At 38.7% G+C, this 14,215-nt stretch carries 13 protein-coding genes; 5 read left to right on the plus strand and 8 right to left on the minus strand.

The window, feature by feature from the left end:
• Window positions 1-79: 79 nt before the first annotated feature.
• The 4 genes from AC1PJ9_RS16635 to AC1PJ9_RS16650 form a co-directional block, all read right to left on the minus strand.
• Window positions 80-1,789, minus strand: coding sequence for a putative 2-aminoethylphosphonate ABC transporter permease subunit (locus AC1PJ9_RS16635; protein ID WP_311087854.1), 1,710 nt, complete (start codon window positions 1,787-1,789; stop codon window positions 80-82).
• The gene (locus AC1PJ9_RS16640) at window positions 1,783-2,985 is read right to left on the minus strand and encodes an ABC transporter ATP-binding protein (RefSeq protein ID WP_311087855.1); all 1,203 of its coding nucleotides are present in this window, start codon (window positions 2,983-2,985) and stop codon (window positions 1,783-1,785) included. Before AC1PJ9_RS16640 ends, AC1PJ9_RS16635 begins: the two co-directional genes overlap by 7 nt.
• A 22-nt stretch (window positions 2,986-3,007) precedes the next feature.
• Window positions 3,008-4,045: a putative 2-aminoethylphosphonate ABC transporter substrate-binding protein gene (locus AC1PJ9_RS16645; protein ID WP_004709446.1), complete on the minus strand. Its 1,038-nt coding sequence runs from the start codon at window positions 4,043-4,045 to the stop codon at window positions 3,008-3,010.
• Between the two features lie 91 nt (window positions 4,046-4,136).
• Window positions 4,137-4,859, minus strand: coding sequence for a UTRA domain-containing protein (locus AC1PJ9_RS16650; protein WP_000434318.1), 723 nt, complete (start codon window positions 4,857-4,859; stop codon window positions 4,137-4,139).
• A gap of 1,248 nt (window positions 4,860-6,107) precedes the next feature.
• Between AC1PJ9_RS16650 and alr the strand changes: the two genes are divergently transcribed.
• Window positions 6,108-7,400 (plus strand): alanine racemase, encoded by a 1,293-nt coding sequence (gene alr, locus AC1PJ9_RS16655; RefSeq protein WP_311087856.1) that lies wholly within the window; start codon window positions 6,108-6,110, stop codon window positions 7,398-7,400.
• A gap of 149 nt (window positions 7,401-7,549) precedes the next feature.
• Here the strand turns inward: alr and pobA are convergent, their stop codons facing one another.
• Entirely contained in the window at window positions 7,550-8,764 is a 1,215-nt protein-coding gene (pobA, locus tag AC1PJ9_RS16660) for a 4-hydroxybenzoate 3-monooxygenase (protein ID WP_311087857.1), read from the minus strand.
• Window positions 8,765-8,904: 140 nt separating this feature from the next.
• Here pobA and pobR point away from each other — a divergent pair, with 140 nt between their 5' ends.
• Entirely contained in the window at window positions 8,905-9,720 is an 816-nt protein-coding gene (gene pobR, locus AC1PJ9_RS16665; protein WP_311087858.1) for an IclR family transcriptional regulator PobR, read from the plus strand.
• Window positions 9,721-9,777: 57 nt separating this feature from the next.
• On the opposite strand, the gene AC1PJ9_RS16670 is transcribed toward pobR, so the two are convergent.
• The gene (locus AC1PJ9_RS16670) at window positions 9,778-10,374 is read right to left on the minus strand and encodes an NAD(P)H-dependent oxidoreductase (protein WP_311087859.1); all 597 of its coding nucleotides are present in this window, start codon (window positions 10,372-10,374) and stop codon (window positions 9,778-9,780) included.
• Window positions 10,375-10,472: 98 nt separating this feature from the next.
• Here AC1PJ9_RS16670 and AC1PJ9_RS16675 point away from each other — a divergent pair, with 98 nt between their 5' ends.
• The 3 genes from AC1PJ9_RS16675 to AC1PJ9_RS16685 all read left to right on the plus strand — a co-directional run bounded on the left by AC1PJ9_RS16675 (window position 10,473) and on the right by AC1PJ9_RS16685 (window position 12,307).
• Window positions 10,473-11,390, plus strand: coding sequence for a LysR family transcriptional regulator (locus AC1PJ9_RS16675; protein ID WP_311087860.1), 918 nt, complete (start codon window positions 10,473-10,475; stop codon window positions 11,388-11,390).
• A 216-nt stretch (window positions 11,391-11,606) separates the two neighbouring features.
• Window positions 11,607-11,957, plus strand: coding sequence for a hypothetical protein (locus AC1PJ9_RS16680; RefSeq protein ID WP_200028844.1), 351 nt, complete (start codon window positions 11,607-11,609; stop codon window positions 11,955-11,957).
• Window positions 11,954-12,307, plus strand: coding sequence for a hypothetical protein (locus AC1PJ9_RS16685; protein ID WP_311087861.1), 354 nt, complete (start codon window positions 11,954-11,956; stop codon window positions 12,305-12,307). Before AC1PJ9_RS16680 ends, AC1PJ9_RS16685 begins: the two co-directional genes overlap by 4 nt.
• 244 nt (window positions 12,308-12,551) lie before the next feature.
• Here AC1PJ9_RS16685 and AC1PJ9_RS16690 read toward each other — a convergent pair whose 3' ends face one another.
• Together AC1PJ9_RS16690 and AC1PJ9_RS16695 are read right to left on the minus strand one after the other, a co-directional pair.
• Entirely contained in the window at window positions 12,552-13,124 is a 573-nt protein-coding gene (locus tag AC1PJ9_RS16690; RefSeq protein ID WP_311087862.1) for a cytochrome b, read from the minus strand.
• 12 nt (window positions 13,125-13,136) lie between these two features.
• Window positions 13,137-14,201 (minus strand): catalase family peroxidase, encoded by a 1,065-nt coding sequence (locus tag AC1PJ9_RS16695; protein ID WP_311087863.1) that lies wholly within the window; start codon window positions 14,199-14,201, stop codon window positions 13,137-13,139.
• Window positions 14,202-14,215 lie beyond the last annotated feature (14 nt).

Consider the following 14,215-nt stretch of genomic DNA (forward strand, 5'->3'; position numbering starts at 1 on the left):
TAGGATGAACAAACCCTTGCCTTGTTGAACAAAGCATTTCGTTTCAGTCGGTTAAATAAAAATTGTGTTTAGCTAAAACTTAATGAGAACTTTCACGCCATTGCTGACTTCTTGCCATAATTTTTCGGGTAAATAACCAATGAATGAGTTTTACAACACATGAAGTGGTCAAAATCAAAATACTCATGGCAACAGCAGCAACCGTGTCTCCTGCATCATCCATATTTAAAACTGCCACCGCCGCTAAACTGGTGTCTGGTGAATAGAGGAAAATCGCAGCCGACACAGTGGTCATGGCATTCACAAAAATATAGACCGATACATCGCACAGCGCTGGAAAACACATGGGCAAATATACTTTCCAAAAAGTTTTCCACTTCGATGTGCCTAGAGTTTGGGCTGCCTGATCGAGCTGTAACGGAATCTGTTTAATGGCATTGGTTAAAGTAAGATGTGGCACAGTGTAATAATGCATAATGGTTGAAATCACCAAAATGGTCATGGTTCCATACAGCACATTTAACGGATTACTTTGATGGTTAAAAAACAAAATATAAGCAATACCCAAGACCAGCCCTGGCACTGCAAGAGGTAATAAAACCAAAGCTTGCACATAATTTTTAATGAGAGGATGTGCTTTAAAACGTTCGGTTAACAGTGCCACCATAAAAATAAGTGCCGTGCCCACAACCGTACTAAAAAGGGCCATACGAATCGAATTGAAATACGCAGCCCAACCACCGCCATCGACATATTCAAAACTGTAATGTGCTAAGGTCAAAGACAAATCATAAGGCCAAGACTGGATAAATGAAGCCAACACAGCCGTAAAAATAATCAGTAAAATCGAGCCCGAAACTAAGCCACAAAATAAGCTCAGAACGACTTCAAGTTTTTTATTCGGTGCAGAGACATAAGGTTTAGCCTGAAAGGCTTGAAAACGTGCATGACGCTTACTTTGTATTCGATCAAAAATGAACACAAAAAGTGCTGGTAGCAATAGTAAGATGGAAATTACCGCACCCATGCTCATGTTTTGCTGCCCAATAATCTGTTTATAGACATCAAGCGCCATCATGTTAAATGAACCGCCAATGACTTTTGGAATCCCAAAATCGGTCAGTACATAAATAAAAGCCACTAAACTTGCGCTGATGAGTCCATAACGGATTGCAGGTAGCGTGACATGGTAATGGGTCTTCCAGATATTTTTACCCAGCGACAAAGATGCCTCAATTAAACGCTGATCGACACTGCGAAAAGACACCATCATCAACATTAAAATTGCAGGAAATAGCCAAAAGCAATAACTGATTACAATACCGATTGGGCCATAAATTTGTATATCGCTCAGTAAAGGTTTAAACACACCTTGCTTACCAAACAAATAAACCAATGCTAAAGACGGTAAAAGTGACGGCGCTAAAATGGGTAAAAAAGCGACCACTTTAAAGAAGCCTTTGCCTTTTATATTCACATTGGTGAGTGCAAAAGCATAAATACTGGCAAGCAATACTGTAATGACAGTAGCAGTACAAGCAACCCACACTGAGTTAAATACAGAGCTGAGTAAAGCTGGACTGCCAAAATAATGATAAAAATTTTCAAGACCAACAAAATTTTGATTTTCATCAAAAAATGCAGTTTCAAACAGCATGATTAATGGAGCAATAATCACTAAAGTCAAAGCAATTGCAACGCTTGCTAAAGCAATATTTGATCTTAATGAATATTCAGTTTTTCGACGCGGCTGTGTTTTTAAAACCGCTGAAGCAGTTTCATTTAACATAGTGCGTACCCTTGTTCGTCAAAGACATGAATGAGCTGATTAGGCACTTTTATAAACATGAGTTCTTGCAAAGATTTGAACTTGGTATTTTCAATTTCAATTTGCAAAAGATGTTTTGCTTGCTCAATTCCATCGATATGAATAGTGCAAAACAAACGACGTTTGGCACCTAAAAATTCTGTGCTTAATACTTTAACTGGCAAATACAACGACTCTTTATCACTGCCGAAATTATCAACCAATTCGACAGCTTCCGGTCTAAAACCAATGTTGTAGCTTTGCCCTGCTTTAAGTTTTTGCTGCTCCAAATTTAAAGGAATAAAACCTAAAACCTCGAGTTGATTGACTACTGAACAAGTGGCTGCCAAAAAGTTCATGGTGCCAATAAACTTTGCAACGAATTGGGTTTGCGGCTTGTAATAAATATTGTGCGGCGTATCAATTTGTTCAATAACGCCATGATTCATCACTACCACACGGTCAGAAATGCTTAAAGCTTCTTCTTGGTCGTGTGTGACCATAATGGTTGGTAAATTAAGCTGTGATTGAATTGAGCGGATCTTTTGTCTTAGGTTTAGACGTACCTGAGCATCAAGTGCGGACAATGGTTCATCTAACAGTAAAATATCAGGCTTCGGTGCAATTGCCCGAGCAAGCGCAACACGTTGCTGCTGCCCGCCTGATAATTGGTTGGGATACTTTTTTGCAATATCAGGTAATTCAATCAGTTCCAATAACTGCTGAACCCGTTGACTACGCTGTGCTTTATCCCACTTTTTTTTGTCTAAGCCGAAAGCAATATTTTCTTCGACGTTTAAGTTTGGAAATAACGCATAGTTCTGAAACACAATACCACAGTGACGCTTTTCAGCACTGAGCAACGTAATGTCTGCGCCCTTTTTTATAACTTTTCCATAATCAGGTTTTTCTAGACCCGCAATTATGCGTAGCAAAGTGGTTTTACCGCATCCAGAAGGTCCCAAAAAGCTCACGAACTCGCCAGCTTTCAGGTCTAAATTAATATGTGTTAGAGCGTGAAAATGTTGGAACTTTTTTTGTATATCCACCACTTCTAAAACCGATGGGCCGTGTTCAGGATATTTATAGGTCGTTAATGACGACAGTAAATGCCCTGCTAACTCACCCTTTTGGTTTTGACCTAGCAGCGATGACTGCAATAACGAAGGTATTTGCATAATGAGGCCCTTATCCAAAAGATCACTTTTCAAAACGCTTTGACCATTCAGCCAAAATACGTTCACGCTGCTCGGCCGCCCAATAAAAATCATTTTTTACGAGCATTTGAGGAAGATTTTTCGGGAAGTCCATGGTGGTATTTTCAATGCCTTTATAAGCCACCATTGAAAAGTTATGTGCATAAGCTTCGTTTGCCGCTTTGCTTACCGACCAATTTATAAATTTTTGTGCGCTACTTAATTTCTTGGTTCCTTTCACAATTGCTGAGGCTTCCATTTCCCAGCCTAAACCTTCTGTTGGATAAACCACTTCTAAAGGTGCACCCTCTGCTTTTAATTTAAATGCTGGATAACCGAAAGAAACTCCTATTGGGATTTCACCTTGTGCTGCCATCTTGCAAGGTTTTGAACCCGAATGAGGATATTGTGAAATGTTTTTATCCAAAGCCTGCATATAGTCCCATGCCTGCTTTTCACCCCAAATTTGCATCCAAGCTGTGACATCCAAATAGCCTGTTCCACTTGAGGCTGGGTTTGGCATTACAATCAGGTTTTTATAAATCGGGTTGGTTAAATCTTTCCAAGTTTTTGGAATAGGTAACTTACGTTTTTCTAATTCGACTTTATTGACACAAATTGCAGATTCCCATGCATCCATACCCGTCCAAGTCGGTACAGGTTTTTGGCTTACAAATTCTGGTTTTAAATTTTGGATACCTTCTGGTTTAAAAGGCTCAAGCATGTCTTTCTTTTCCATGACCAGCAAACTGGTTAAAGCCACACCAAAAACCACATCCGCTTGTGGGTTTTTCTGCTCTGCCAAAAGTTTAGCGGTGATTACACCTGTTGAATCACGTACCCATTTTACTTTGAGTTCAGGATAGGCTTTATGTAATTCCTCTTGGTATTGCTTAAGCTGGTCGGCTTCCACTGCCGTATAGACTGTAATTTCTTCTGATTGTTTTGATGTTGCTGATGAACATCCCATTTGAATAGCGACCACTACACCTAAAACTGATGCAGTACCGAGTTTAATTGTCTGTTGAACGTACTGTTTCATCTGCAAACCATCGAATGCAATTATTTGATGATCGTATTTCAACAGCTTTATATGACAGTTTAATTAATCTGGTTTAAACCAGATTGCATTTTTATGCTCGCGCTTCGAAGTGCAAATCTAAAACATCATGTAGCCAATATTCTTGGTCAACATCTGTAATTACGCCTTCTTCATTTCTGTTGCTACGGCAAATATATAAACCCAGTGCGCCAACATTCACATGCAGTGCTTTAGCCTGTTGTTCCGATAAAGCGGTTGGATACAGGTTAATGTCAGCTCTGGTGATATGGCAGTTATATTGATTTGCCATCAGTAAAGTAATGGATTGCTTGAGATCATGAGTTAAAAACTCAGGGAAAAGTTCGGCATTAACCCGTAAATGCTCAACCAAAACAGGTCGTCCATTAATACAACGACGTCGCCAAACTGAATAAATCGGATGCCCTTTTTCAACTTTTAAATGCTTGGCATCCCAAGAAGTAGCTTGCGTAAGTTCACTCGAAATTACTTCTGTAGAAGGTTCATAGCCTTGTTCAATCACAAACTGGTTAAAGTTTTTTGTCGATTGCGGGTGATAAATAATGCGAGGAGAACGAACATACCAACCACGGCGGTCTAAGCGATAAATCAAGCCATCAGTTTCCAAAGCCAGTAAAGCTTCACGTGCAGCCACACGAGTGGTTTGGAACTGTTCAGACAGCACTCTTTCTGATGGGAGTTTTGCGTGGGCTTCTAATACACCCGATTCAATATCATGGGCAATCGCATCGCGAATAGGAATATATTTAGGTATGCGAGCTTGGTCCTGTTCCATACAAACTTAGAATTTATAAATAAAGAAATTAATAGCAATATACTGAAAAAATGTGACAAAAGCTTTTATTAATGCTGATCTTTTAAGCAAAACGCGTCCTATTCCCCGCTTTTTTCAATTCAACTTTTCCATAAAAAATCGTGTGTGCACGCATACTCTGGCTTCGGAAAACTTTCCTTAGCTCATCTGTTTATCAAGGAAAACGGCATAGCTTAATCATTACATCATATTTATTGAGACACTTATTTAAGATAAAAATTCATATTTTGTACTGACTCTTACACAGGAATTGAGGATTTGCCCTAACACTCAATATCCACTCTCCTATATTACTGCCTTGTAGAATTAGAATAGTATGGTCTATAAAACCCCAAAACTTCTTGAGTAATTTAAAAAATAAACCCACCATCTTATATTTAAAAACTCTCAATATAAAATCACCCATTTAATAAAAACTAAAATATTAATGAAATTTGCTAATTTAAAAATAAACATAAAATTTTAATTTAATCAAAATTTCAAACAACAAATTTAATTAAAAAAAACAAGATAAGGCCAATTCGTCGATTTATTACACAAAACCATAACTACACCTCCAAGGTTAAATAATACTCAACTATTTATTCAATCTAATTAATATTTCATTTATAAAATTTAAATTAATTAATTAAAAACTATTAAATATGACATTTGATGCATAAAAATTTGTCACGGTATAACCAAAAATTTCTAAATAATTTTAATAAAAAAATATAAACATATGATAAGTATAATAATTTTAATATTTCATATGCCATAAAACAAAGTTTCGGATGTTTACCTCCATATATTTTTTATATTTTACCGAATGATAAAAAAATCACAATTAATAAATAATAAAAATAAAAAACCTCTTTTAATAATAAAGTTAATTATTTACCAAATGTTATATTTTAAAAATTGTTATTAAAAATATCACCAATAATTAGATTAAAAAAATAACATTTAAAAAAATATAATGATTTTTCTTCTTGTTTTTTCACAAATGTATATTTAGATTTAATTAAGATTATTTAAAATCACATTTGTATTTTATGAATATAGTTTAAGCAAAATTAAATTTTACTTAACACTGACTATAATATTTCAAGGAGAAAGTATTATTACGACCAAATCGTGTGACATTTTAGATTAATTATATCTCTGTACTTAACCATAAAAATCCACCCAGCGTTAAATCATATTCAGCCAGGAAAGATTAAAAAACTCATGAAACTTAAAACAAATTTTTCGCATCTCGCTTATAGCTGTGCATTGGTATTATTCGGTTCCATACAATTTGCCCATGCTGCACCTTTACTCACGTCTCATATCACAAATGAAGTCAGCCCTGCACCTACAGCAAATGCATGGATTGAAGTTGACACTCAAGCTTTTGAAGATAATATTAAAAAGACAAATCAATTACTTAATGGCAAAACACAGCTTTGTGTAGTCATGAAAGCAAATGCATATGGGCATAGTATTGACCTACTTATGCCGAGTGTTATGAAGTTAAACGTATCGTGTATTGGCATCACCAGTAATGCAGAAGCGGCGATGGTGCGTAAGCATGGCTATAAAGGCAAAATTACACGTTTACGTACAGCCACAGATAGTGAAATTATCAATGCACATGCGTTAAATATTGAAGAGCTTTTGGGTAATTATGATCAGGCTGCCCGTATCTCTAAATGGGCAGAAGCGAACAATACAACTGTTCATTATAGCTTGGCTTTAAATTCGGGTGGTATGGATCGTAATGGTCTTGAAATGTCTACAGCTCAAGGTAAAGAACAAGCTGTTGCAATCACTAAGCTTCCAAATCTTAGAATTGACGGCATTATGACCCATTATGCTGTAGAAGATGAAAAATATGTTCGTGAGCGTCTAGCGCAATTTAATGAACAAACAGCATGGTTGATTAAAAAAGCCAAACTGAATCGTAAAGAATTAACATTACACACGGCAAATTCATTTGCTACCGTAAATGTTCCTGAATCACATTTAGATATGGTCCGTGCAGGCGCAATTATTTATGGAGATTTTCCTAATCACCCTGAATTTAAACGCATGATGGCATTTAAAACACAAATTGCTGCAGTTAATAATTACCTTAAAGGTTCAACTGTAGGTTATGACCAAACTTATACGTTGACACGTGACTCCAAACTTGCAAACTTGCCTGTAGGTTATTCGGATGGCTACCGTCGTAGTTTTAGTAATAAAGCTTTTGTCTTAGTCAATGGACAAAAAGCGCCAGTGGTTGGTCGAGTATCAATGAATACTGTTATGGTTGATGTAACAGATATTCCAGAAGCCAAAGCGGGTGATGAAGTTGTATTATATGGTCGTCAAGGCAATGCTGAGGTTCAATCTAGTGATTTAACAAGTCTTACAGGCCATATTTTGACAGAGGCCTACATCCCGTGGAGTAACTCTAACCCACAAGTGATTAAACCTATTCAATCTCAGCAACAAGCAATGTTAAGCAATAGTAAAGTTACCGCAACCGCTGAGTAAACGTTAAGTTAATTGATAAGTAGCCCTATATTTCAAAAAATATCAGGGCTACTTTTTGTATGACGACATTTCTTAAACTATTTGTTCCCATCTAATTTTTATATAAAAAAAAGAGCATTTTCATGCCCTTTTTACTTTTTATTTAGCCTTTAGCTTGCTTGCTTAAAACTATCAATTTGCTTGATCTCATAAGGCAAACCAACATAGTTTTCGGCTAATGTGGTTTTACCTGCAATTGAGCCAAGTACATAACTTAGCTCTGCTTGTTTAATCTTATGATCAAACTCACTTTCAGTTTCAAAGCGATGTAATAAATGAGTCATCCACCAAGAAAAACGCTCTGCTTTCCATACGCGTTGTAGGCATTTTTCAGAGTATTCATTTATACCTTGTTCAGAACCTTCGGCATAATATTCAATAAGTGCACTTGATAAATAAGCAATATCAGACGCAGCGAGATTGAGACCTTTTGCTCCTGTTGGTGGAACAATATGCGCAGCATCACCTGCTAAAAATAGTTTTCCGAAACGCATTGGTTCAGTCACAAAGCTACGTAACGGCGCGATACTTTTTTCAATAGAAGGTCCCGTCACTAACTTTTCACGGCTTTCAGGGTCTAGGCGGTTTTTTAACTCATCCCAGAACTTTTCATCTGACCAGTCTTCGACGTGATCTGTTAAAGGGACTTGTAAATAATAACGGCTACGTGTCTCTGAACGCATACTGCATAAAGCAAATCCACGTTCAGACTGTACATAAATGAGTTCATCGGCTACAGGTGGAACATCGGCCAACACCCCTAACCAGCCAAACGGATAAACTTTTTCAAAGGTTTTAATTTTGTCTTCGGGCACGCTGGCACGGCAGACACCGTGGTAGCCATCACACCCTGCTATAAAGTCACACTGAATTTGAAAGGCTTTACCTTGGTACTCAAACTCAACTTTTGGTGCAGTATAGAAATCTTTCACTTGTACATTTTGAGCTTCATAAAATGAAGTGAGCTGCTCTGCTTCACGCGCAGTCATTAAATCTTTGGTGACTTCGGTCTGACCATATACGGTCACTTGTTTACCACCTGTGAGTGCAGCCAGATCAACTCGGTGTAACTCACCGTTGGTTAAGATTTCAATGCCCGAATGCGGTAATCCTTTTTCTTTTAAGTTTTGGTCAACACCTGCTTGTTTCAGTAAGTCGACCGAAACTTGCTCTAAAATTCCTGCACGAATCCGTGAAGCCACATATTCAGCACTACGTTGCTCAACAATAATATGATCGATACCAGCTTTATATAGAAGCTGCCCAAGCAATAATCCTGCTGGTCCAGAACCAATAATTGCAACCTGTGTCTTTAAAATATCCATAACTTCATCCTTGTTTCATCCTGACTTTTAAATTACTGGCTTTAAGTTTTGTTCACTATGTATCCAAGACGAAAATAACCGTTTATCATTTAGTTTGTCCGAATAGCGGACAGAAACAATAAAATCACAGGAATGAAAGGATGCCTTCTCTCGATGCTTTTCTAGAGCACCCGAACTCGCATGAGAAAATACGTCAAGATGATTACATTGCAGGGTTAGCAAAAGGCTTGGCTTTACTAGAAGCTTTTGGAACAGATCGGCAACGGCTCAATGTGACTCAAGTGGCCGAGCGAACCGGTATTAGTCGTACCGCGGCAAGGCGTTATCTGAAGACTTTAAAATACTTAGGCTATTTAGAAACCGATGAACATTACTTTTGGCTCACTCATCGCGTGCTGCGCTTTTCGAGTTCTTATTTAAGCTCTGCCCACCTGCCTAAAGTTGCTCAATCCTTTTTAAATCTTTTGTGCGCGCAGACATCCCTGACTTTTTCAATTGTGGTGTTAGACGATAACGAAGTCGTGCCGATTGCCCGTAGTTATTTACCACAACAAGATAATTTACGCGTTAGCCCTTATGGCATGCATTTAGGAAACCGACTCCCTGCCCATGCCACGTCCACAGGTAAAGTATTGTTAGCAGCACTGTCTGAAGAAGCTCAGCACGCATGGGTCAAAACTTATGGTTTAAAACGCTTAACGCCTTTTACCATTGTAGATGAGTCAAAGTTTTCTGAAGTGCTTAAGGGCATTTCGTTATCGGATTATTGTCTTTCTAAAGAAGAACATGAGCTTGGTGTGATTGCGATTGCCGTGCCCGTTTTTAATGCACAAGGTCAAGCCATTGCAGCACTTAACTGCATGTCTCAGACCAACCGTGTACAAGAAGATTATTTGGTTCAGCAAATATTGCCATTACTGCGCAACACGGCAAATGAACTTAGAAATGTGATTTAAATAGACTTAGAAACTCTTGTTATCAATTAGAGGTACAAGAGTTTCTGCTCATGATTTTTAAATAGCGAATTCTTTAACTCGCTGGTTTGCGAGGTCTATTGCATTGCTGCGATAAGCTTGCATATCTAGACCTTCTGCATAGATAAATTCAACCTCATGAATGCCCATTAGCCCTAACACTGCTTTGAGATAAGGCGTGACTGCCTCAGTTTCTTGGCCGACATGAATACCGCCCCGACTACTTACCACCACGGCTTTTACGCCATCAACCAAACCTTGAGGGTAAGTTTCGGTATAGCGGAATGTTTGTCTTGCTCGTGCCACTAAGTCAAACCAGTTTTTGAGCTGAGTCGGTACATTTAAATTGTACATGGGCGCGCCAATCACGAGTAAATCAGCACTTTTTAATTCAGCAATTAATTCATCAGATAAAGCAACGATTCGTTGAATGTCTTGATTGTTATTTTCAGCCCCACGAAGCGCCTGAAAAATTTCCAGATCTAATACAGGCAGGTTCATTTCAGCTAAATTGCGTATGGTAATGTCATCTTGCAAACCTTGGTCTTTACGGTGTTCAAGCATTACATCAATTAAGCGATTGGTTTGTGAACCCTCACCCATAATGCTGGATTTTAATACCAATATTTTAGCCATGACCATCTCCACGTTTTCAATGAAGCCATATTAACTCCACAATAAATTCAACAGTGGTGATATTATTTCTTATCATTGGTTCCTTTTAGGCAACAATCATGCAACATGAGCTAAGTGCAATTTCTATATTTGTGACTGTGGTTGAAGCTGGAAGTTTTGTAAAAGCTGCCGAACAATTGCATTTAACTCGCTCAGCCATAAGTAAAAATATTGCTCGGCTTGAAGAACAACTTGGTGTGGCTCTATTTAAAAGAACAACACGTTCGCTTAGCATGACTGATGAAGGTGCTTTGTTTTATGAACATAGCCGCAGAGCATTGAGTGAAATACAAAATGCGGCAGCTTTGTTAGACCAAGGGAAAATTAACGCAACAGGCCGTTTGCGAATGTCTGTGCCAGTGCTATTCGGACAAGTCTTTGCTGCCCCGCTCATAGTTAAATTTGCTCAGCAGCATACGGACTTACAGCTAGAAATTTCATTTAATGATCGAACTGTAGACTTGGTCGAAGAAGGTTTTGATTTATGTATAAGAATCGGAACATTGCCTGATACAACTCAGCTCGTTGCCAAACCGATTGGTGAGCATCGAATGCTACTTTGTGCCTCGCCTAACTATTTAAATGAAAATGAAGCAGTTCCCCTAGAACATATTGAAGACTTAGACATCCACACCACAATTGCCGATCCGCATTTTGGTCAAATAAAAAAGTGGCAACTTCAAAAGGAAAATAGCGAGCCTTTATTTATTAAGCCCAAAGCAAAACTTCTTTTAAATGACTTACAAGCCATTAAAAATGCAGCGCTTGCTGGAGCAGGTATCGCTTGGCTACCCGATTGGCTCATTCAAAATGAATTACAGGACGGTACGCTCGTACAAGTATTAGAAACCATGTCGAGCATTGCTTTTCCGATTCATTTGGTATGGCCTGCGTTACCGTTTATGCCACTAAAAACCCGTCTTGCAATTGATTATTTAGCACAGCATTTACCGTCTGAACTGAACAAACAAGCTTAAAATAAATAAGGCCTTAACATGAGGAATTAAGCTTTAATAAGGCTAGTCTTTTCAATCAAATTTTCAACCGTACCTCTTCACTATGCAGCGCACTTAAGATAACTTTTAAGTTATTCTTTTATTAGAAGAAAATCAATAAAGTGAAGTTCAACTTTCTTGACTATAAAAAGCGTTTATGTGAGTATTCGCTCGACTCACTTTACAAGAATTACTTATATGAAATATAACGTTATCGCATTGCTTACAGGTTTGTTATTGGTCTCTGCTGCTCACGCCGAGGAAGCCCCTATGGATGCAACTCACTTGGGCTTAAGAGCTTTTGTATACAATGCATTTGTAGGTATAAAAAAAGCAGCGGATATGCCTCAATTTCCTAAAGGACATCCGTTGACGAAAGCTGAACTTTATAATGGTGTGGCGGCTGGTGTTCGAGTTCGTGGTAAAAACTGCAATAGTGTGGTTGACGCTCGTGCGCTAGATGCCAATGGTTCAAAAATATCTGTGAAGTGTGCTGGCGGGGAAAGCTATCAAGTGTTGCCTCTAACAGGTGAGGTTAAAGGTAAATGAAATCACGCATTTGCCTATTTGGGTTTGTTTCAGCAATGCTGATGAGCAATGTTAATGCGCAGCCCCAACAAGAATTGTCTCAAGCCTTACTTGGCCAATTACTCGGTTTTACGCAAAATGTTTATTTTAATGCCAATCAAATAGCTGAAATGCCAAAGATGCCCACCGAGCGTGCTGCAACTCAGACCGAAATATTAGAGGTTGTGGCTAGTGCGCTGAGACTACAACAACATCCATGTAGTTCAGTTTTGAATGCTGACTATGTAGATGAGAGTGATAATCTGATATCAATTAATTGTGTGGATGGCAATTATGTCGTCGATGCACGACGTGGCAAGATCAACCCTTAAGCACTCTATCATCTTCCCAGCCCTCTCCTCACGATCTGTCGGATTGGTAAAAGTAAACGCTAAGAATGCTGTGATGTCATGATGAATTTTTTTGAAGGTATCTAAATAGCTGAATTGATTTCTAAACTTGAGAAATCAATTCTATTTTAAGTTGTTATATCGGGCAGCTTATTTATATGTTTTAAATAAACTCTATAAAAACCTCAGTATTAACTCATCCTTCAATCGAAAAACTTCAAGCAAACTAGTCAGCGTCCTCTTTTTTAGAAGACGGCCCCAAAGCCATACTCGAAAATACACCATCGCGATAAATCCATGCATGTAATAACGCAGCAGAAAGATGACCAATAACGACAGCAAATAATAGCCAAGCCAAAATTCCATGTAATGTACGGAACCAAGCGTAAAGTGTCGAGTTGGAGGGTGCTATAGGCGGAAGGTCCCAACCCGGAAATAAAGTGACAGGCCAATTACCTGCCGATAGCGTTGCCCATCCGAGCAATGGCAAACTAAACATCAAAATATAAAGCAGCCAATGTGATGCATGAGCAATAAACGCCTGCCAGCGCGGTACAGTCGGCGGCAATGGTGGAATTGGGTAATAAAGTCGATTTATTAATCTGATGATCACCAATAGTAAGATTGCGATTCCTAAAGGACGGTGAATATCGATTAACCACGGACGCCAAGTCATTGAGGTGGTCATTCCTACCCCAATAAATAGCATAGCTAAAATTGCTACTGCCATAAGCCAATGCAGTATTCGAGCAGTTAAATTAAAATGACGTGGAGCATTATCGTTAGATTTATTTTGCATTGTTCAGCTCTCCTATTTGCCCACGGCATCGGTTGCTTTGCCAAATCCAATTTCACGTAATCGAGCATTGTAAGACTGTGAATAGATCGCCGCTCGTGCTGCGAGTACGGGATCATCTGATAACTCAATTCCGAGTGGCACCAAAGTTGGGTCAAAGTTAATATCGCGACATGCGCCATTTACCTGATCAGTCACATTTTTGACTTCTAATGTTCCGGCTATAACTTCTTTACGGTCTTTTGGCCAAGGCTGAGATGGGTCATTCACCGGGTCTCCTGGCTCGGCAAGTTGCAAAACTAAGTCCCAATAGAGCGGCCCTTCAGCCAAACGTTTTTTGATGTCTTTAAATAAGAAATCATGATCAGCTTGATCACGTTGTTCTTTGGTCAGACTAATAAATTTTGAATGAGGACGCATAGACCAACGGACTGGCTGTTCTTGTCCATTGGCCGCTCGCAATATAAAGGCATTTACAACATAAAATTCTGCACCGCTAAAACTACCGGTTAATGGCATCTTGGCCTTTTGCTCAATAGACTTACGCGCTTCGGGATATTCTTTTAAGAAAGCCTCAACAAGGGCTGGATCAGGTTTACCAGTAGACGGGACCGGTTTAAATGCTTTTTGCTGCGCCAAAAAACCTTCGGCATTTCGCGTAGGGAAATAGGGAAAGTTGTTTAATTTCATGCGCCACTGCGAATGATCGGCTGGAGAAAGTAATAAAGCCATACTCACTGTTGCGGTAGAATTATCTGCAGCATGCGGATTACCGCTTCCAATAGAAAATCGGCCAATTGCTGGTATATCAGACTTGGCAAACACAGTGGCTTTAGAGAGTGCTTCTGCTGCACCATTACTATGGTAAGTGCCATCAAAACAAATACCTTTACCGTGTGCACGTCGATATCCGGGATCAAAGTTGTTTATTGTGTCACCCAAAAAAGTTTTGGATGTTGTTCGATGTCCAAATAGACCAGCGGTCCAAGCAAATGCCAATACTAAAGCGCCTGCGATTACAACAATACCCACGAATCGCAGCCAGTACTTCTTTAGAGTTTTAAAATTCAAATTATTCATTCTTCATCCTGTGT

It is taken from the genome of Acinetobacter sp. 70_2, assembly GCF_056736115.1.